Source organism: Rhodococcus sp. PAMC28707, from assembly GCF_004795915.1.
GTDB lineage: Bacteria > Actinomycetota > Actinomycetes > Mycobacteriales > Mycobacteriaceae > Rhodococcoides.
Genome location: NZ_CP039253.1, coordinates 1,327,261 through 1,344,900, shown reverse-complemented (window position 1 = coordinate 1,344,900; position 17,640 = coordinate 1,327,261). Strand labels below are relative to the sequence as shown.

General features: G+C 63.3%; 20 protein-coding genes and 1 riboswitch. Of the genes, 9 read left to right on the top strand and 11 right to left on the bottom strand.

The window, feature by feature from the left end; all coding sequences use genetic code 11:
• The first annotated feature begins 106 nt into the window (after positions 1-106).
• Positions 107-514 carry an LLM class flavin-dependent oxidoreductase gene (locus tag E5720_RS21945; protein WP_247596185.1) on the top strand — a complete coding sequence of 136 codons (408 nt, stop codon included), beginning with the start codon at positions 107-109 and terminating at the stop codon, positions 512-514.
• A gap of 71 nt (positions 515-585) precedes the next feature.
• Complete coding sequence (locus E5720_RS21940) at positions 586-789, top strand: hypothetical protein (protein ID WP_247596184.1); 204 nt, start codon at positions 586-588, stop codon at positions 787-789.
• 8 nt (positions 790-797) lie between these two features.
• On the opposite strand, the gene E5720_RS06075 is transcribed toward E5720_RS21940, so the two are convergent.
• From E5720_RS06075 to E5720_RS06065, 3 genes are all read right to left on the bottom strand, one after another.
• Positions 798-1,466 (bottom strand): DUF3239 domain-containing protein, encoded by a 669-nt coding sequence (locus tag E5720_RS06075; RefSeq protein WP_210729965.1) that lies wholly within the window; start codon positions 1,464-1,466, stop codon positions 798-800.
• Between the two features lie 22 nt (positions 1,467-1,488).
• Entirely contained in the window at positions 1,489-3,144 is a 1,656-nt protein-coding gene (locus E5720_RS06070) for a DNA repair helicase XPB (RefSeq protein ID WP_088942325.1), read from the bottom strand.
• Positions 3,145-3,247: 103 nt separating this feature from the next.
• Positions 3,248-5,518 carry a helicase-associated domain-containing protein gene (locus E5720_RS06065; protein ID WP_136169903.1) on the bottom strand — a complete coding sequence of 757 codons (2,271 nt, stop codon included), beginning with the start codon at positions 5,516-5,518 and terminating at the stop codon, positions 3,248-3,250.
• A gap of 61 nt (positions 5,519-5,579) precedes the next feature.
• On the opposite strand from E5720_RS06065, the gene E5720_RS06060 reads away from it, so the two are divergent.
• Positions 5,580-5,768 carry a hypothetical protein gene (locus tag E5720_RS06060; RefSeq protein WP_084347541.1) on the top strand — a complete coding sequence of 63 codons (189 nt, stop codon included), beginning with the start codon at positions 5,580-5,582 and terminating at the stop codon, positions 5,766-5,768.
• Between the two features lie 60 nt (positions 5,769-5,828).
• Here E5720_RS06060 and E5720_RS06055 read toward each other — a convergent pair whose 3' ends face one another.
• From E5720_RS06055 to E5720_RS06045, 3 genes are all read right to left on the bottom strand, one after another.
• On the bottom strand, positions 5,829-6,443 hold the full coding sequence (locus E5720_RS06055) for a transglycosylase family protein (protein WP_136169902.1): 615 nt from the start codon (positions 6,441-6,443) through the stop codon (positions 5,829-5,831).
• A gap of 8 nt (positions 6,444-6,451) precedes the next feature.
• Positions 6,452-6,678, bottom strand: a riboswitch (cyclic di-AMP (ydaO/yuaA leader).
• A gap of 237 nt (positions 6,679-6,915) precedes the next feature.
• Positions 6,916-7,287, bottom strand: coding sequence for a YccF domain-containing protein (locus tag E5720_RS06050; protein WP_136169901.1), 372 nt, complete (start codon positions 7,285-7,287; stop codon positions 6,916-6,918).
• A gap of 16 nt (positions 7,288-7,303) precedes the next feature.
• Positions 7,304-7,522, bottom strand: a complete 219-nt coding sequence (locus E5720_RS06045; RefSeq protein ID WP_136169900.1) for a hypothetical protein — start codon at positions 7,520-7,522, stop codon at positions 7,304-7,306.
• A gap of 143 nt (positions 7,523-7,665) precedes the next feature.
• Here E5720_RS06045 and E5720_RS06040 point away from each other — a divergent pair, with 143 nt between their 5' ends.
• Positions 7,666-8,079, top strand: a complete 414-nt coding sequence (locus E5720_RS06040; protein ID WP_210730024.1) for a cold-shock protein — start codon at positions 7,666-7,668, stop codon at positions 8,077-8,079.
• On the opposite strand, the gene E5720_RS06035 is transcribed toward E5720_RS06040, so the two are convergent.
• From E5720_RS06035 to E5720_RS06025, 3 genes are read right to left on the bottom strand one after another with little or no spacing between them, the layout of a single operon-like run.
• Positions 8,076-8,597 (bottom strand): DUF2771 domain-containing protein, encoded by a 522-nt coding sequence (locus tag E5720_RS06035; protein ID WP_247596183.1) that lies wholly within the window; start codon positions 8,595-8,597, stop codon positions 8,076-8,078. The genes E5720_RS06040 and E5720_RS06035 overlap by 4 nt on opposite strands.
• Positions 8,598-10,184, bottom strand: coding sequence for an MFS transporter (locus tag E5720_RS06030; protein WP_210729964.1), 1,587 nt, complete (start codon positions 10,182-10,184; stop codon positions 8,598-8,600).
• A 44-nt stretch (positions 10,185-10,228) separates the two neighbouring features.
• The gene (locus tag E5720_RS06025) at positions 10,229-11,032 is read right to left on the bottom strand and encodes a glutaminyl-peptide cyclotransferase (RefSeq protein WP_136169898.1); all 804 of its coding nucleotides are present in this window, start codon (positions 11,030-11,032) and stop codon (positions 10,229-10,231) included.
• 41 nt (positions 11,033-11,073) lie between these two features.
• Between E5720_RS06025 and E5720_RS06020 the strand changes: the two genes are divergently transcribed.
• Genes E5720_RS06020 through E5720_RS06010 form a run of 3 tightly spaced genes read left to right on the top strand, consistent with a single transcriptional unit; the run spans position 11,074 to position 15,165 of the window.
• Positions 11,074-11,934: a DUF3027 domain-containing protein gene (locus E5720_RS06020; RefSeq protein ID WP_136169897.1), complete on the top strand. Its 861-nt coding sequence runs from the start codon at positions 11,074-11,076 to the stop codon at positions 11,932-11,934.
• Positions 11,931-14,639, top strand: a complete 2,709-nt coding sequence (locus tag E5720_RS06015) for an ATP-binding protein (protein ID WP_136169896.1) — start codon at positions 11,931-11,933, stop codon at positions 14,637-14,639. The genes E5720_RS06020 and E5720_RS06015 overlap by 4 nt, the downstream gene beginning before the upstream one ends.
• Entirely contained in the window at positions 14,629-15,165 is a 537-nt protein-coding gene (locus tag E5720_RS06010; protein ID WP_136169895.1) for a phosphatase PAP2 family protein, read from the top strand. The genes E5720_RS06015 and E5720_RS06010 overlap by 11 nt, the downstream gene beginning before the upstream one ends.
• Here E5720_RS06010 and E5720_RS06005 read toward each other — a convergent pair.
• The gene (locus E5720_RS06005) at positions 15,134-15,319 is read right to left on the bottom strand and encodes a hypothetical protein (RefSeq protein WP_136169894.1); all 186 of its coding nucleotides are present in this window, start codon (positions 15,317-15,319) and stop codon (positions 15,134-15,136) included. The two genes, E5720_RS06010 and E5720_RS06005, sit on opposite strands and share 32 nt — an antisense overlap.
• A gap of 84 nt (positions 15,320-15,403) precedes the next feature.
• Complete coding sequence (locus E5720_RS06000) at positions 15,404-15,652, bottom strand: DUF2530 domain-containing protein (RefSeq protein ID WP_136169893.1); 249 nt, start codon at positions 15,650-15,652, stop codon at positions 15,404-15,406.
• Positions 15,653-15,670: 18 nt separating this feature from the next.
• Here E5720_RS06000 and E5720_RS05995 point away from each other — a divergent pair, with 18 nt between their 5' ends.
• On the top strand, positions 15,671-17,122 hold the full coding sequence (locus tag E5720_RS05995; RefSeq protein ID WP_136169892.1) for an NCS2 family permease: 1,452 nt from the start codon (positions 15,671-15,673) through the stop codon (positions 17,120-17,122).
• 52 nt (positions 17,123-17,174) lie between these two features.
• Complete coding sequence (locus tag E5720_RS05990) at positions 17,175-17,603, top strand: MarR family transcriptional regulator (protein WP_136172475.1); 429 nt, start codon at positions 17,175-17,177, stop codon at positions 17,601-17,603.
• The last annotated feature ends 37 nt before the right edge of the window (positions 17,604-17,640 follow it).

Sequence of the window (17,640 nt, the reverse complement as noted above, 5' to 3'; positions counted from 1 at the left end):
CCTACCCGTCGACGGTAGTGTCGATTGCATGAGATTCGGACTGTTCATCCCTCGAGGCTGACGACTGGATCTGGTCGGCATCGAACCCTCCGCACAGTGGGGAGTCATGCGAGATCTGGCTACGGCAGCCGACGCCGGATCATGGGAATCATTGTGGGTGTACGACCACTTCCACACTGTCTCCGAACCCACCGAGGAAGCCACGCACGAGCCATGGACTCTCATGTCCGCGATCGCTGCGTCGACCTCACGTATCCGGCACGGCCAGATGTGCACTGCGATGGCCTATCGCAACCTGCCTACCTGGCCAAGGTCGCCGCCACCGTCGATCCCCATCTCGGGCGGTCGCGTCGAGATGGGGATCGGTGCCGGTTGGTACGAGCAGGATTGGCGCGCATACGGTTACGGATTCCCGCCACCTCGCGAGCGTTTGGGCCGTCTCGACGAGAGCGTTCAGATTCTTCGGCAGGCCTGGACCACCGGATCGGTGACACGAACTTCGACAGCAACCTAGAGGCGCTATCGGTTTCACCGAGAAGGAGGTGGCGGATCGGTTGACGCAACTCGAAGATCGGCTCGGACAGTATGTCGGCGCAGAAAAAGCTGCAGCCGCTCTCGAAAATTTCCGCAACGCACCCGCCGTCGGAACCCCCCGCACAGATAATCGAGAACCTGACGGCGCTGAAGTCGAATGGGCTGTCGTACGGTATCTTCTATTTCCCCGAAGCTGCCTCCGATCGCTCCGGGATCGAACTGTTCGAGCGCGAAGTTATCCCGGCACTCGCCTGAGCCCGAACTTACCGAAGGTCCTCGGGCAGGTCGTGTGGATCGACCAACAGCTGCTGATTGTCGGCCGCACGCACCTTCTCGGACAGGCCGATGTTCGCAAGGAGCAGGGACCATTCGGGTTCGGTGATCTCCGCTGTGGCTCGCTCGATGACGGACGCGTCGGTGGTTCCCCAGGCAATGGGCATGGGGGAGACCATCTGCCAGGTGTCACCGGTGGTGTTCGTGGTCCGGTCGGCAAGCACCGCGATCGACGGAACCAGTTCCCCTTCGACCAGTTCATGGCCGGGTAGGGCGCGAATACTCCTGGTCACGAGCACATAGTGCCGTGCCTGGGCGTCGGGCTTCGCGATGTCCAGCAGAGCGAGAATGGTGACCCCCCGCGGACGGGTCTCGGCGATGACAGCCGGAATCAGCTGCCCCTTCGCGTAGAGGTCCTCGACTGCGCCCACCTTGCGAGGTGCCCATACCGTGACCCACAGCGAGGTCGCTGCAGCGATGAGAAACACCGCACCCAGGATGTACGACCACGGATGAGCCATCCAGAAGAACCATGCCGCGACGGCAATCAACACGACGGACGTGACGATCGCAGACACTCTGAGCCTGCGAACATCTGCCATCGTCTCGTTCACCGACGCGGCATGGGCTACATCGACAGGGAACTGGAAACGGCGCACATGCTCATTAGTAGCACGAATGTCAGATGGCAGGACCGAGCAAGTCGTCCGCGTCGGTGATTCGGTACGCATAACCCTGCTCGGCCAGGAATCGTTGCCGGTGTGCTGCATATTCGGCGTCGAGCGTATCCCGTGAAACGACGGAGTAGAAGTGCGCCTGACCGCCATCGTGCTTCGGACGCAGCAGACGTCCGAGTCGCTGTGCTTCCTCCTGACGTGAGCCGAAAGTTCCGGAAACCTGAACTGCCACAGAGGCTTCCGGTAGATCGATGGAGAAGTTCGCGACCTTGCTCACCACGAGGGTCGGGATCTCGCCCTTTCGGAAGGCATCGAACAGCACCTCGCGTTCCTTGTTCTTCGTCGAACCTTGAATCACCGGCGCGTTCAGTGCCTCGCCGAGCTCGTTCAACTGATCCAGGTAGGCGCCGATCACCAGGGTCGGCGCACCTTCGTGCTTGGCGAGGATCGACTTCACGACCGCCACCTTGGTGTGGGCCGTCGAACAGAGTTTGTACCGTTCCTCGGGCTCGGCAACCGCATACGCCATGCGCTCGGCGTCGGTCAGCGTCACCCGGACCTCGATGCACTCGGCGGGTGCGATCCACCCCTGTGCCTCGATGTCCTTCCACGGAGCGTCGTACCTCTTCGGCCCGATGAGCGAGAAGACGTCGCCCTCGCGGCCGTCCTCGCGCACCAGCGTTGCGGTCAACCCGAGGCGGCGACGTGATTGCAGATCTGCCGTCATCCGGAACACCGGCGCGGGTAGCAGGTGGACCTCGTCGTAGATCACCAAACCCCAGTCACGGGAATCGAACAGTTCGAGGTGTTTGTACTCACCCTTGGTGCGACGCGTGATCACCTGGTAGGTGGCGATCGTCACAGGGCGAATCTCCTTGCGCTCGCCGGAGTACTCACCGATCTCTTCCTCGGTGAGCGAAGTACGAGCGATCAGCTCACGCTTCCACTGACGGCCGGCGACGGTATTGGTGACGAGAATGAGCGTCGTCGCCTTGGCTTTGGCCATCGCGGCTGCGCCCACCATCGTCTTACCCGCACCACACGGAAGTACTACGACGCCGGAGCCACCGGCCCAGAACGAATCAGCGGCCATCGCCTGATAATCGCGCAGCGTCCACTTACCGCCCTCGGTGTCGAGTTCTATGGGATGCGCCTCGCCGTCGACATAACCGGCCAAGTCCTCCGCGGGCCAGCCGATCTTCAGCAGCAGCTGTTTGAGGTGGCCACGCTCGCTCGGATGGACGAGAACGGTGTCCTCGTCGACCATTGCACCGAGCATCGGAGCGATCTTCTTGTGCCGCATGACCTCGGTCAACACAGCGCGATCCAGGCTGATCAGTGAAAGCCCGTGGACCGGACTCTTCACCAACTGCAACCGGCCGTAACGCGCCATCGTGTCGACGATGTCGACGAGCAAAGGCTGCGGAACGGCGTAACGCGAGAAGTTGACGAGCGCGTCGACGACCTGTTCGGCATCATGGCCCGCGGCTCGCGCGTTCCACAGAGCAAGCGGAGTGATCCGATACGTGTGAATATGTTCGGGAGCACGTTCGAGTTCGGCGAACGGAGCAATGGCGGCGCGAGCGGCACCTGCGAGCTCGTGATCGACCTCGAGCAACAGGGTTTTGTCGGACTGGACGATCAGGGGGCCGTCGGTCACAGTTCCTCCTAGAGAACTTCGCGTTGCATGGAAGAAAGTGCGCAACTTCTCCATTGTCCTGATACAGCGCCCTCGGCGCCATGTGATGCTCGGCGCTCGGCGCCTAGTCGATCAGTGCGACCGAGGTGATGCGGTGCAAGGTGAACCGGCGGACCTCACCGGTTGCCGACACATATGCGTCGAGCTGGCCGCCGCCGACATTGACAGGATCGACGATGCGTTGCGATGCGACCCCCTGCGCGTCGACATACCCGATCGAGACACTTCGCCGAGCTTTCAGCGCGGTGTGGAGCAACGCCATCGTCGCCGATCCGGTGGCGCGCGTCCCATCGGCAAGGACTGGGCGCCCACCCGCACGAGATGCACGATCGCCGGCGCGTAGTTCCGAGACGAGACGGGTGAGCTGCTCGTCGGTGGCGATGGCAGGCGCCCTGAAAGCAGAGCGAACTCGGTGTAGCGGAATCCGGGCGCCGCGCGAGCGCAGATCGAGAATGATGCCGTTGGCGTCCTCACCTGCAGGTGCAAAACCTGCCGCGTCGAGCGCCCTCATGACTTCGTTGAGCGGCGCCTGGGAGATCGCGACCGTCGGTGCGAGCGCGCGTAGCGCGAGCTGTTCGGCAGCAGCAGAGGTCAGTACCTCGGCAAGCAGGGCCGGATCTTCACATCGCACGAACGACGCAGCGACCCCCGCGCGTAGTCGGCCGTGACGGCGGGCGACGTCGTCGATCAGGTAGGTCAATCCCTGGGGGACCGGCGTACGGGAGTGCGCGGCGAACAATGCGTGCAGCTCGGCCGCACTCATTCCGACGTCGAGCGCCCGGCGAAGGGAGTTCTCGGTGATCCGATAGACCGTCGCAGCACCCGCGGATTCGACATCGGCGACGAGTTCGATCCTATGCTCGAGATCGGGCTCGAGGGGACCGGGCGCGACGAGCGTGAGGTCGGCCTGAATCAGGACGTAATCGATCGGTTCGGGCAGCGCAGCACGCATTGCGGCCTCGGCGTCGCCGCCGTGCAGGAGCGCCTTACCCGGCGTCGACAGCGCTCCGCGGGCGACGATGCCCATAGCCGTCGCCTCGCCGATCATCTTCGATACCGGCCGAAGCGCGTATCGCGACATTGCACGTGGTCGACGCCAGGCGAGGCCGCGCGAGACCTCGCCTTCGGCGATGGCATTGCCCGGGCCCAGTTCGGCAAGGAACTCGAGAATCGTTCGACGGTCGCGAGGAGCAGCAGGGGAGCGCACTTCTTCGGACAACGCGGCAACCGGTTTGTCGTTGGGGTCACGCATCCCGATCAGCCAGGGCGCACGTTGTACATCCAGCCATGCCGCGGCGAGGGTATGCCATCGGGATGCCGGAGTCGCGGTGGTCCACGGTTCGACGGCTGGGGTCGGACCCCAGTAGTCCTCGCCCGAATCGTTGGGTGGCAGCGGATCGGGGGTTCCGCTGGTGATGAGCGATGCAGCTGCCAGCACTTCCAAAAGCAGGCTGACGCGGTGTTCGTCGAGCCCGGTTGCCTTGGTGATGCGCTTGACTTCACGTACGCCCAGGCCACCGGCTTTGAGCGCGGGGGCGGGCGTGATCGACAGTGCTTCGATGATGAGGGCACAATGCCGAATCAGTTCCAGGGCCTCACCCGCTGCGGCAGCATTGACGTCGGTGAGGGGGTATTTGATGCTGGCGCGCTTCGGCGGCGTCAGCGACGTCGGATCGAAAATCGGCTCGCCGCGTAGGGCCTGGCCAACCTGCTGAGGGAGTTCTACAGTCTGTTCGTCGAGCCAGATCAGCAGCCCGGCGCGCAGTAGCTTCTGCACCGGACGATCCTCGGACGTGCCCGGTGCAGCATCCCTGGTACGTCCAGTCGGTGATGAACGAGCCAGTGTCATGAGCAGGGTGCGTTCACCTTCCCCAATTCGAGCGAGCGCGTCGGTGATTCGCTCGGGGGTGAGGTCGTCGGTCGGGTCGAGTAGTCGCCCGATTCGCCACGGGACCGCATCCCGCGCCGCCGGCGGCATCCGAATCGAGCCCGTTCCCCAGATGAGTGCTCGTTCTCGCAGAAATCCGAGGGCTTTGTCGACGGCCTTGGTCGTGGCTCGCTTGCCGACAGCAGCATCGAGTCGCTCGCGGTCGACCGGCATTTCGTGGGCGCCCTCGAGCGCAAGGATCTCCAGAATCGTCAGCGCCAACGTGTCGAGTGCGTCAGCGCAGCGCAGGATCGAGGCACGCTGTTCGGCCCGTCCGGCGAGTACGCCGATGGTCGTCGGTGGTGGCACGGTGAGGTCGGGTCGCAGCGTGAGGATGCTGACGAGCTCGTTATCGGTCCGTGAAGAAAGCCACGCTGCGAGGTCTGGAGGCACTGCAGTATCGGTCATCGACTACCAGATTAGAGACCTGGACTGGCTTTGGGTGCAGCGCAGGTGTCAAAATGGTCCCATGGTGAACAAGTCGAAGAAGCCCTACGTAGATCCAGGCTGGCCGGAAACCGCTCGCGGCGACCATGCGGTCAGTGAATTGGCGTCCTCGCGCTCGGGAAGCTTGTCGCCGTTCGGCGAGGAAACCGAGTTTCCGTTGCCCGTGGACCAACTGCTGTACGCCCATCCAGTGACCGTCATCAACCGTTAATTCCGACCATAGAAAAAGGCCCCCGAGTGATCGGGGGCCTTTTTCTATGGTGTGGGGTTTCTACTGAGGCAGGAATGCCTTGTTTGCCTGGTAGAAATTGACGACCTGTGGGTCGAGCTGGATGCCCTGTGTCGCGTTCTGAATGAACGAAGCGATCGCCGGATCGTTCGTGACGGTCTGAACGGCGCTCGTGATGCCGTCGATTACCTCGGCGCTGCCGTCGATGGTGGGGATGCTCGTGAGGTCGGGGAGCTTGGGTGCCTCGGGAGCGGACTGTGGGGATGCAGGCGCGCTGCGTTCGCTGGGCGAACTGCTCAGGCCAAGGCTCGACGAGCAGGAAGGCCATGCGCCCCAACCCTGCGAGGCGAGAACCTTCTCGGCGACGACAATCTGCTCTTCGCGGCTGGCCTGGTTCGCGGTGGCGGCATACTGCCCGCCGCCATGTGAACTCCAGGTGCTCGGCGAGAACTGCAGGCCACCCTGGAATCCGTTTCCGGTGTTGATGCCCCAGTTACCGCCTGCTTCGCACTGTGCGAGGCGGTCCCAATCGGAATCGGGGGCTGCACTGGCGGTGCCGGTGAAGGCCATGCCTGCTGTGCCCATGATGGCGCCGGTGACGGCGACCTTGGCTACGGTCCGGCCGGTGGTGGTCGGCTTGCGATGACGTCCGCTCATACGAGTTGAAATCCTCTCCACAGGCGCCTGCGAGGTCAGCTGTCGGGTTCGGGCTGAGAGGTAGCCCGGCCCAGCGCTTCCAAGTGGAAGTGCGTGGGCTTCACCCCAAGGAAATTCTCTGCCGAGGTAGTGAATTTCCGGTTATCCGAGAGGACGTGTGGGTCCCCCGTCCTCGTCCCCTGGGTGTTCTTGTGGGGGTCCGTTCCCGCGGGACGAGGTTTGGCGCTGCGGGTCCGGATTCAGCCGAAGTTTCTCAGCCGTGGACGACCGTACTGAAATTCCCGCGGAGTGTCACTATTTGGTAACTCTTGGTTTTTCGAGTTGTCCGGATGTGCGGCCCAGCACAGTTTTCGTCATCGGCCGAATGTGCAGCTAGCGGCGTTGCTGCTCGTTGAACCCCTGCTTGTTGCGCGTCCGTTACCTGGCTGTTATGTGATGGAAGTCACACCCATCCGCGAATGGGGCTGGAGTGTCAGGAGTCGACGATGTCCTTGCCGAGCGGCATGAGTGAGATGGGGACCATTTTGAGGTTCGCGACGGCGAGTGGAATGCCGATGATCGTGATCGCCATCGCAATCGCCGACACCACATGCGCGATGGCGAGCCAGATGCCGGCAACGATGAGCCAGATTACGTTGCCGACGACCGCCGCGACCCCCGATGTCGGTTTGTCGACGATCGTCTTGCCGAACGGCCACAGGGCGTAGACGCCGATGCGGAACGACGCGATACCGAACGGGATCGTGATGATGAGGATGCAGCAGATTATGCCCGCCGCAAAGTAGCCGATAGCCAGCCATAGTCCGCCGAAGATCAACCAGATGATGTTGAGAACGACTCGCATGTGGTGCCCCCCCTGTTTATCTCGCCCGCCGGCCGGACAGCAATGCAAACACTATCGCCAGCACGAAGCCCAGGGGCGAGAAGATCATTGCGGTCAGATAAAGCCACAGTGGGGGGTCGTCGCCGGAAAGCGCAGGCACCGCGAAGATGGCGACTATCGCGATCAACCCGATCGCAAATATCGCCAACGAGATACGAAGAAGGGTCGTGCCGTTTCGGGGTGTTTGATCAGCCACGTCGGTAACGGTAGCCCGACAAACCGGCGTGCTGCCGAGCACTCCTTCGCGCTATGCTGGGTCATTCGCGTCCAACACCGCTGTTGGACGCGAAATTTGTGCAAAACAGGCTATTTACCGAGACAAATGGACGGGTGAGCGCAGTGCCTACCGGCAAGGTGAAGTGGTACGACGTCGACAAGGGATTCGGCTTCCTCTCGCAAGAAGAAGGAGAGGACGTCTACGTCCGCTCGTCGGCGCTGCCAGCGGGTGTCGAGGGCCTCAAAGCAGGTCAGCGCGTCGAGTTCGGTATGGCCGCAGGACGCCGTGGGCCTCAGGCGCTGAGCCTGAAAGTTCTCGAGCCGGCTCCCACCCTGCGTCAGAACACCGCCAACCGTCGTGAGCCCGTCGAGCGTAAGCACACGCCCGACGAGCTGCACGGGATGGTCGAGGACATGATCACGCTTCTCGAGGCAACGATCCAGCCTGAACTGCGTAAGGGTAAGTACCCCGATCGCAAGACCGCTCAGAAGATCTCCGAAGTGGTCAGGGCGGTTGCGCGCGAGCTCGACAGCTAACCGGTCGGTGTCGTCGCGATCGACCAGATCGCGTGGCTGATGATCTCTTCCTGCTGGGTGTCGGTGTCGATGATGCCGGAGGGCAACCTGATTTCGACGCCCAGCAGTGCTCGTCCGTCGGCGTCGACGGGTGGCACGGTCAGACCCAGTTTCTGATCGGGCAGGTACAGCGAGTCTGTTTCGACGACGTCGGCCCCGGCATCGTCGGAATACACAGCTGCGAGAATCCACGGCGCCGAGGTGATCTCGGAGGGCAAAGACAGCTGCAGCGGATAGCCCTCCCGAACCGGCACGCTGGCGCTCGATCCATCGTTCTCACACAGTGGCGCCTCGACGGGGCAGTACAGGTACGGCTCGACGGTGACGGCTTTCCCGTCTGCGAATGCCGTGATGGTCGGTCGGTGCGCTGGAGCGTTGGAGACGAGTTGCGCGAGCACGGCGACGAATGCCACGCCGACGACGATCAGTCCGGCAGCTCCGATCGCCAGTAGCTTCATTGTCTTCGGTGCAAGATTCACTTAACTCACGTTCTCTTGGGGTGAATAGTCGGGACCGCGCTGCTCGGCGTGCTCGGGTCGGTTTCCGCCGAGTCCGGGAAGCAAAGTCTTGCCGCGGTAGGTGAGGATGGTCTGCACCAGGCCGATCGTAAGCAAAATCGAGACGACCGTGAAGCCGAGCCAGTACTCGGTGGGCAACAGCACTCCCAGCGTTCCGCCAAGTACCCAGCACAGCTGGAGGACGGTCTCCGAACGCCCGAATCCGGACGCAATGGATTCGGGTGGGAGATCGGATTGCAGAGATGCATCGAGCGAGACCTTGGCGAGCGCACTCGCACAGGAGGCGACGAGCGCGGCCAATGCGGCGGTCAGCAGGCTGTCGGTGACGGCCGCGACGATAGCAACGACGGTGACAGCGAACGTACATCGGATGATCATGATGGACGGGCGGCCGAGCTTGATCCGAGCGCCCGCGGCGTTGCCGGAGAAATTGCCGATTGCTGCGCATGCACCGACAAGTCCGAGCATCGCGGCCTGCTTGATCGGTTCGTGTTCGGTCTGAGCCTTGGCGACGAAGGCTATGTAGAGCGTCAGAAATCCGGTGAGAATGCGTACGGTTCCGTTGCCCCACAGGCCGACGATGACGGCTTTGCCCAGCGGTTGGCGGCGGTTCTTCGGTGGTGTGGTCCCAGGCTTTGCACGGTGCATCACCTCTGTCTCGGCGTCGTCACCGTGGTATCGCAAGGTGGCTGGAACTTCGCCTTCGGTCACTTCGACCCACGACGGGATCCGCATGCTGAGGTAGGCGCCCAGCACGGTGACGGCAGCTACGAACCACAGTGCGCCCGGCGATCCGGAAAGCCAGGCGATAGCGCCCGCGATGCCGCCGGCGACGATTGTTCCGCCGATCAGGCCGAACACTGTCAGGCGAGAATTGACACGAACGAGGTCGATCTCGGGTGGAAGTACACGCGGCGTCACGGCGCTCTTGAGTACTGCAAAGGATTTACTGAACACCAGCATGCCGAGCGCAGCCGGATAGAGAATCCAGCTGTCGAAGTTGAACACCAGCACAACGGCCAGCACGGTCCGTAGCAGGAACGAACCGGCGAGCGCGAGCCGTCGACCATGCTGCAGCCGATCGAGCATCGGTCCGATCAGCGGCGCTATCAAAGCGAACGGAGCGATGGTGATGACGAGATACAGCGCAACCTTCGTCTTGTCCTCACCGGTCGCGGCGGAGAAGAAGAGTGTGTTGGCCAACGCGACAGCCGTGGCGGCGTCGGAGGCGAAGTTGGCCATCGTCGCGTACGTCAGCGCGGTGAGTCCAGATTTGTCGGCACCGTCTGCTTTCGCGGCTCGATGGAAAGTCGCGATGCCCTTGTTGGTGAGCTCGCGGCTGCGCATCGCAGCGACGCGAGTGACGGTCAACTTGCGGGGCATGGGCGGCGGCTTCGGTCCACGCGGACGATCACCCGGCGGGGTAGTCGACGGGTGAAGAGGAGGCAGCGGAGTTCTGCGGCTGGCGGTGCGTGGAGCCGGCGGATAGTTCTCGAACCCCGGGTGGTCCTCTCCCGGCGGGGTGTCGGAGTTTCGAGGATCTGTCACGTCGTCAATTCTGTCCTAAAACCGGAGGGTGTGAGTACACCGACTCACTCCACGGGTGTGAACTCCACCTCGAACATGCTCGGCCACAGCTTTCCCGTCACCAGAAAGCGGTCGGTGTCGGGTATTTGGGCGATCCCGTTGAGCACGTCTGCGCCGTCGCGTTCGCGCTCGGACATCGAGTTCCACAGCGGTTCGGCATCGATGATCTCCGACACCGTCCCGGTGGCAGGGTCGATCCTCGCAATATCGAACGTGCGCCAGATGTTGGCGTAGACCGATCCGTCTTCGGCGCATTCGAGTTCGTTCAACGATTCGAGCGGCGTTCCGTCGAGCGTTACTTCGACGGTGCCGGTGGCCTCGAACGTGTCCGGATCACGGAAAGTCAGCATCGAGGACCCGTCGCTCATCACCAGGCCGTCCGCTGCCGCGCAAAGACCCCAGCCTTCACCGTCGTAGCCGACCTCGCGCGCGCCGGCCAGAGTGGTCTTGTCTCGGGCGAACGCGATTCCGTTCTGCCAGGTGATCTGCCACACGGTATCGCCGGCGACGGTCAGGCCCTCGCCGAAGTACTGGGCAGACAGATACACACGCCGCAGTTCTTTGCCCGTGTCCAACGACGACACGCGCACGTACGACGAACCCTTGCGGCCGGTGCCCTCGTAGAGCTCGCCGTTGTCGATCTGCAGACCCTGGGTGAATGCGGAACGGTCGTGCTCGAGGGTCCTGACCACGGTGACCGTCGACCTCATTGCCGGAAAATCTGCGCTGACCTCGCGTTCCGTCGAGCACCCGACAAGCAGAATAGGCACCGCGAGGACGCCGAGCACGCGGCGGAGCGAGGCGATCATCTGCACCATCATGGCAGCCCGAACTGGGCACTCCGGAAGTGATGCGGCAAAATGAACCTGTGAGTTTCGCATCTTTCCCAGAGCTCGACCAGATTCGTCCTGTCCTAGCGGAAGCCGCCGAGTTGGCGCGCCGTGCTCTGATCGACCTGGGTGAAGGCGGCGTCGGCGATTATCTCGGTGTCACCGCCGAGGACGACAGTGCGGCGACACATCGCTTCATCGCCGACCTACCCGGCTACCGCGGATGGCAATGGGCCGTGGTCGTCGCAGCCCCCGCCGACGCGGACAGTGCCACCGTCAGCGAACTCGTCCTGCTGCCGGGCCCCGATGCCCTGGTGCCGCCGACCTGGCTGCCGTGGGACGAGCGCATCCGCCCCGGCGATCTGGGGCCGGGTGATCGGCTCCCACCGCGAGCACACGATCCGCGTCTCGTCCCCGGATACGTCGCCACCGGTGACCCCCAGGTCGACGACGTCGCGTACGAGCTCGGCCTGGGCCGTCCGCAGGTCCCCAGCCGTGAAGGGCGTCTCGAAGCGGCCGAGCGCTGGCACGACGGCGAGTTCGGTCCGGACAGTGAGATGGCGAAAGCTGCACCGTCGACATGCGGACTGTGCGGGTTCTACCTCCCGCTCGCTGGATCGTTGTCGGCGGCGTTCGGCGTCTGCGGCAACGAGTATGCGGCCGACGGCCACGTAGTGCACGTCCAGTACGGCTGCGGTGCGCATTCCGATACCGAGCTTCCCACCGGCGCCGGGTCGCCCGCCTACGATCCGTTCGACGATGCGGCCCTCGATGTCACCGCGCAAGCGCCGACTGTCACTGCCCCGGCTTCCGAGACCGAGAACACCTTCGTGTCGGACCATGCGTCCGAGCCACTGCAGGATGCGCAATCGGACAGTTGAGAGATCCGTACGACACCGAGGCGTTGCGCGCCTCGACTTTGTCTGCCTGGACGGATTCGCCTACCCGGTTGCGCGAAGACGCTGCCACCGAAGCGGACCTGGTTCGCGGGGGTTATCGCGACCGTCTGCTGACGGAACTCGCGCAGAATGCTGCCGATGCGGCAGCCCGAGCGGGAGTTGCCGGACAGGTGCGGGTCTGGGTGTCCGGTCGCGACCTGCACGTTGCCAATACCGGTGCACCACTCGATCGCGACGGAGTCCATGCGCTCACGGCCTTGCGGGTGTCGGCGAAGACATCCGGTGTGGGTCGCTTCGGGGTGGGTTTCACGGCGGTCCGCTCGGTCAGCGACGAGATCGAATTTCGTTCCACTGCAGGTGGAGTGCGCTTCAGTGGCGCGAGGACCCGTAGTGTTCTCACCGATGCGGGCCTGAATGTACCCGATGCCGGGGTTCCCGTGTTGCGACTTGTCTGGCCTGCCGAAGAACCTCCAGCAGTAGGGTTTTCGTCGGAGATCATCCTGCGGGACGTCGAGGTGGCCGGGCTGCTCGACGCCATGCGCGCCGAAGCGATCGACCTGTTGCTCGAATTGGAATCGTTGGTCTCGATCGAAATCGGCGAAGATCGGCTCGACCGGACGATCGAGGGGGAGGGTCTCGAGTCGGTGAAGGTCGGCGATCTCGAGTGGTGGCAATTCCGCACCGCTCACGCCAGATGGCTCGTCCCTGTTTCCGGCGGTGTGCCGACAGTGGTGGCATCGGATGTCCTTCGTGCGCCGACTCGTTCGGACGAGGAGTTGTCACTGCCGGCGCTCGTCGTCGCGGACGTGCAGATGCAGCCGGACCGTCGGCGCGTTCTTCCCGGTGCGCACCTGCTGCGCGTCGCGGAGGGGTACGGGGAGATGATCGCTGCTTTTCCTGCCCGGTTCAGAACTCGACTTGTTCCGGTCCCCGGCTTTCCGCGTAGCGAGGTCGACGGGATCTTGCGTGAGCAGATTCTTCGGGAATCCGTCTCTGCCCGTTGGCTTCCGTCGGTGACCGGTGAGAATCTGATCCCCTCGCGGGCGATGGTGCTGCCGGGACTCACCGAAGAGCTCGGTGAGCTTCTAGCAGATGTGTTTCCCGATCTGGTCGGGGCTGCGCTCTCGGGTCCGCGGAACGCAAGCGCGCTTGCTGCGGTCGACGTACACCGAATCGGCCTCGCAAGACTTGCCGAGATGCTGACGGGTATCGACCGTGAGCCTCGCTGGTGGGGGCGACTCTACGATGCGCTCACTCCATTGGTCACCGACGGTGTGGCGGCGGAAGAGCTTGCCGCGCTGCCGGTTCCGCTGTCGGACGGCCGGACGATAACCGGTCCTCGTACTGCCGTTCTCGGAGCGGGCGTCAGTGGGGTCGGGTCGGTGCATTGGGCCCGGCTGGTGCATCCGGACGCGGTGAGCCCACTGTTGTCGAGGTTGGGCGCGGCGGAGGCAACCGCAACCGATCTGCTGTCCGATTCGGCGCTGGAAGCGTTACTCGAGGACCTCGACTGGGACGAGACCGACGCCGTCGTCGATACCGTGACTTCGGTGCTGGCGCTCGCCTCGTCCGCGGGCGAGCTCCCTTCTTGGATAGGTTCGCTGCCGCTAGAGGACTCCGATGGGGAGCTTCGTGCCGCCGATGAATTGCTGTTGCCCGATGCCCCACTTGCAGGCCTGTTGGTCGCGGACTCGCCTTTCGGGCTGGTCGCAGATTCTGTCGTCGCGCACTACGGGCCTGCAGCGCTTCGCGCGGTCGGAGTGGGCTGGGGATTCGGCACCGTGACCGATGACCTCCCGACCGGTCCGGATCATGATCTCGACGACGAGGACTCGTGGTGGGCTTCGTTGGCGGAGGACCCGGCGGTGCTCACTGCCGTGCGAGACCTCGATCTGGTCGATGAGCAGCGGTGGCCGGATGCGTTGACGCAATTGATGTCCGATCCGGCAACCCGGGCAGCGGTGCAGGCGCGGGACGGGTACACGGCGTGGTGGCTGCGTACGCACGCCCGGGTCGACGGCGAGCGGCTGGGAAGTTATCGAGCGCCCTCGGACTTCACGTTCGCCGGTCTGCTCGACCCACTCGATCACCCGAATGCCGACGATGTGGCGGCGGCGCTTGCCCCCAGTTCGTGCGACAGCGCGTGGTTCACCGGCCTGATTCTTTCGAGATTGGCCGATCCTTCGCGATCGCCGACTCCTGCGGTCATCACGCGAGCTCATCGACTCGTCGCAGACGCTGTCACTTCGGGGCGAGTGGAACTCGACGAGTTGGATGCGCCGACGAAAGTGCGTGCTGTTTCCGGCAGTCTCGTCTATCCTGCCGACGCGATCGTGCTCGACCGTCCATGGTGTGTGGCCGCGGTCCCCGCCGACGTCGCGATCCTGTCGTCCATGGATACCGCGTCGTCGTTGGCGTCGATCCTGGACGTGCGGACCGCCTCGGAATCGATCTCCGCAGAAGTGTTGGGAATCGGCCGGGTGAGTTCGTGGGACCGCGAGCCCGGAGCGGTACTCGCATGCGCAGAAATGGGTGTGGAGCTGCCGGTAGGGCAGGTTGTCGTGCACCGCGAACTTGTCGTGAGACTTACCGGGGCCGTCGAGGGTGATCATCACCTCGCCTGGTGGGTGACCGAGGACGGAACTACGCATTGCGCGCAGAGTTGGGAGAGACCCCGTGGACGGTGACGTGTTGGCGTGGATGGTCGAGCACCGGGTTGTGTGGCTGACCACACTTTTCTGGATTATCACCACGCTCGGAAATACGATCGCGATGTTCCTCTTCTCGATCATCGGATGCGCAGTCCTACTGCGGGCACGTCGTCGACCGGAAGCAGTCATGATTGCAGGCGCCATGCTCACCGGCTGGGGGGTGATGGCCCTTCTCAAGCTGATCTTCGGGCGCGAGCGGCCGCCGATACCGGAAAGGCTCGTCGAGATCTCGACGCACTCGTTTCCTTCGGGGCACGCGATGATGTCGGCGATCCTGGCCACGACGGTGACCGCGGTGTTGCTGCGGTCGACCGCGTTATGGCTCAGAAATCCGGTGGTTCTCGCGTTACCAGCGGTTGCATCCCTGGCGATCGGCTTCTCGCGGATCTATCTCGGCGCGCATTGGACGACGGACGTCCTGGCAGGATGGTGCTTCGGTATCGCGTGGGGGTTGCTGTGGATCTATGCGCTCAGCGTGCGAAGTCGCTTCGCTGTGCGATGACGAGGAGTTCATCGCGCATCGAAGGGCTGCTGACGGCGTGGGCGCGTGCGTAGAGGGCGCGGAGCGAGCGAGCGTGGGTACGACGATTGCGGTACTGCCTGACGAGCTTCATGACCTGACCTTCGGGTAATTCATGGGATGAATCAACTGACATAACCCATACTCCCCGCAAACCCTGTGTTACTCAACCCTAATAAAGGTGAGTTTCCGCACGTCGAGCCACTATGCGTGACTACGGTTACGTGAGGCCGCGTTGAGCGGTCCTGCTGCCGCGACGAGCGGCAGCTCTCTGTATGAGAAACAGTGTGAAGCCGACGACACCGACTGCTACGCCTGTCCAGCAGGTCGGCAGCGCATCCGCCCACCGATCGCCACTCGAGAAGACCACTGCGGTAGCAACGACCCAGGCGAGAATACCGACCGCGATGACGGGCGCGGGATCTGTGAGCCGTACGCTCAGCGCGGGGGTTTCCGGCTTACTATCCACGAAATGTAGGTTACTCCCATGGCGTCGCCCAAAATCCTGGACAACTACTTCAAAGTCACCGAACGTGGATCGACGGTCGGTTCCGAAGTGCGCGGCGGCGTCGTCACGTTCGTGGCGATGGCGTACATCGTCGTCCTCAATCCGCTGATCCTCGGCAGCTTTTCGGCGGACGACGCCGCGGCCAAGACCGATGTGCTCGGCAATATCCTGCCCGTCGCGCAGGTCGCCGCGGTGACAGCGCTAGTCGCCGGCTTCATGAGCATCTTGTTCGGCATCGTTGCCAACTATCCCTTCGGTATCGCCGCCGGACTCGGGATCAACACCCTTCTCGCCGTCACCATCGCTCCCCAGGTGACGTGGCCGGAGGCCATGGGGCTCGTCGTCATCGACGGCATCATCATCGTGTTGCTCGCGCTGACGGGCTTTCGTACTGCGGTGTTCAACGCCATTCCGTCCGAATTGAAAGCGGCCATCGCGGCAGGTATCGGGACGTTCATCGCCTTCATCGGACTCGTCGACGCTGGTTTCGTACGACGCATCCCCGACGCCGCCGGCACCTCGGTCCCGGTCGGCCTCGGTATCGACGGCTCCATCGCCTCGTGGCCGACGGCAATTTTCGTGTTCGGGCTGCTGTTGATGGGTGTTCTCGTGGTGCGGAAGGTACGTGGAGGGCTGCTGATCGGCATCGTCGTGACCACAGTGCTCGCGGCCGTCGTCGAAGCCTTCACCGATATCGGGCCGTCGAACGGAGTGGATCCGAAAGGCTGGAATCTGAGCGTTCCGATCCTGCCCGATCAGCTCATCCAGACACCCAACCTTTCCTTGGTCGGCGACGTGGATCTTTTCGGCGCTTTCACTCGCATCGGCGTCCTCGCAGCGAGCCTGCTGGTGTTCACTCTCGTGCTGGCGAACTTCTTCGATGCGATGGGCACGATGACCGGGCTCGGCAAGGAAGGCGAGCTGATGGATGACAAGGATCAGCTCCCCGGAATCGGCAAAGCGCTCGTCATCGAAGGAACCGGCGCGATCGTAGGCGGTGGTGCGTCGGCGTCGTCGAACACGGTGTTCGTCGAATCGGCGTCCGGTATCGCCGAGGGCGCACGGACCGGTTTGGCCAATGTCGTGACCGGTCTACTCTTCCTGGCCGCCATGTTCCTGACGCCACTCACTGCCATCGTCCCCATCGAGGCTGCCTCTCCGGCGCTGGTCATCGTCGGGGCATTGATGATCGGACAGGTTCGCGACATCGACTTCTCCAAGTTCGAATTCGCGCTGCCGGCATTCCTGACCATCGTGGTCATGCCGTTCACGTACTCGATCGCGAACGGCATCGGAGTCGGGTTCATCACCTGGGTAGTTCTCGCAGTGGGGCGCGGCAAGGCGAAGACGGTTCATCCCCTGCTTTGGGTCGTGGCCTTGATGTTCGTCCTATATTTCGTTGTCGGACCGATCACTGACGCGGTTACGTAGGCCATAACGCGCATCAGGGCGTAGTCTCTGCGCTGTGACGTCGGGAAACAGCGTGAAAGACAACCGTGAGTTGGCAAGCGATCTATCACTGGCCGTGGTGCGATTGACTCGCCACCTGAGGGGAAGACGTGTCGACTCGCAAGTGTCGCTCACTCAGCTGTCGGCTCTTGCGACATTGAGCCGTGAGGGCGACATGACGCCGGGGGCACTGGCGGCCCGTGAACGAGTGCAGCCACCATCGATGACACGCGTGATCGCGTCGCTGGCGGAGCTCGGCCTCGTGGATCGCACTCCTCATCCGACCGACGGTCGACAGGTGATCGTGTCGCTGTCCCCGTCCGGCAACACGCTTATCGCCGACGAGGCCAGTGCGCGTGAGGCGTGGATGACCTCCCAACTGGCCGGCTTGAACGAGACTCAACTCGTAGTTCTCCGCGATGCAGTCGATATCATCGGTGCGCTGGTCAACGACTCCGAATAGGTAGTTCGTTACCTGAGGTTAGTATTTGTGGAGTGCC

Bases quoted from the DNA above. Each gene is read 5' to 3' on its own strand.
- E5720_RS21945 (WP_247596185.1), top strand. From the start codon at position 107: ATGCGAGATCTGGCTACGGCAGCCGACGCCGGATCATGGGAATCATTG.
- E5720_RS21940 (WP_247596184.1), top strand. From the start codon at position 586: ATGTCGGCGCAGAAAAAGCTGCAGCCGCTCTCGAAAATTTCCGCAACG.
- E5720_RS06065 (WP_136169903.1), bottom strand. From the start codon at position 5,518: ATGACCGATACTGCAGTGCCTCCAGACCTCGCAGCGTGGCTTTCTTCA.
- E5720_RS06060 (WP_084347541.1), top strand. From the start codon at position 5,580: ATGGTGAACAAGTCGAAGAAGCCCTACGTAGATCCAGGCTGGCCGGAA.
- E5720_RS06055 (WP_136169902.1), bottom strand. From the start codon at position 6,443: ATGAGCGGACGTCATCGCAAGCCGACCACCACCGGCCGGACCGTAGCC.
- E5720_RS06050 (WP_136169901.1), bottom strand. From the start codon at position 7,287: ATGCGAGTCGTTCTCAACATCATCTGGTTGATCTTCGGCGGACTATGG.
- E5720_RS06025 (WP_136169898.1), bottom strand. From the start codon at position 11,032: ATGATCGCCTCGCTCCGCCGCGTGCTCGGCGTCCTCGCGGTGCCTATT.
- E5720_RS06020 (WP_136169897.1), top strand. From the start codon at position 11,074: ATGCGGCAAAATGAACCTGTGAGTTTCGCATCTTTCCCAGAGCTCGAC.
- E5720_RS06005 (WP_136169894.1), bottom strand. From the start codon at position 15,319: ATGTCAGTTGATTCATCCCATGAATTACCCGAAGGTCAGGTCATGAAG.
- E5720_RS05995 (WP_136169892.1), top strand. From the start codon at position 15,671: ATGGCGTCGCCCAAAATCCTGGACAACTACTTCAAAGTCACCGAACGT.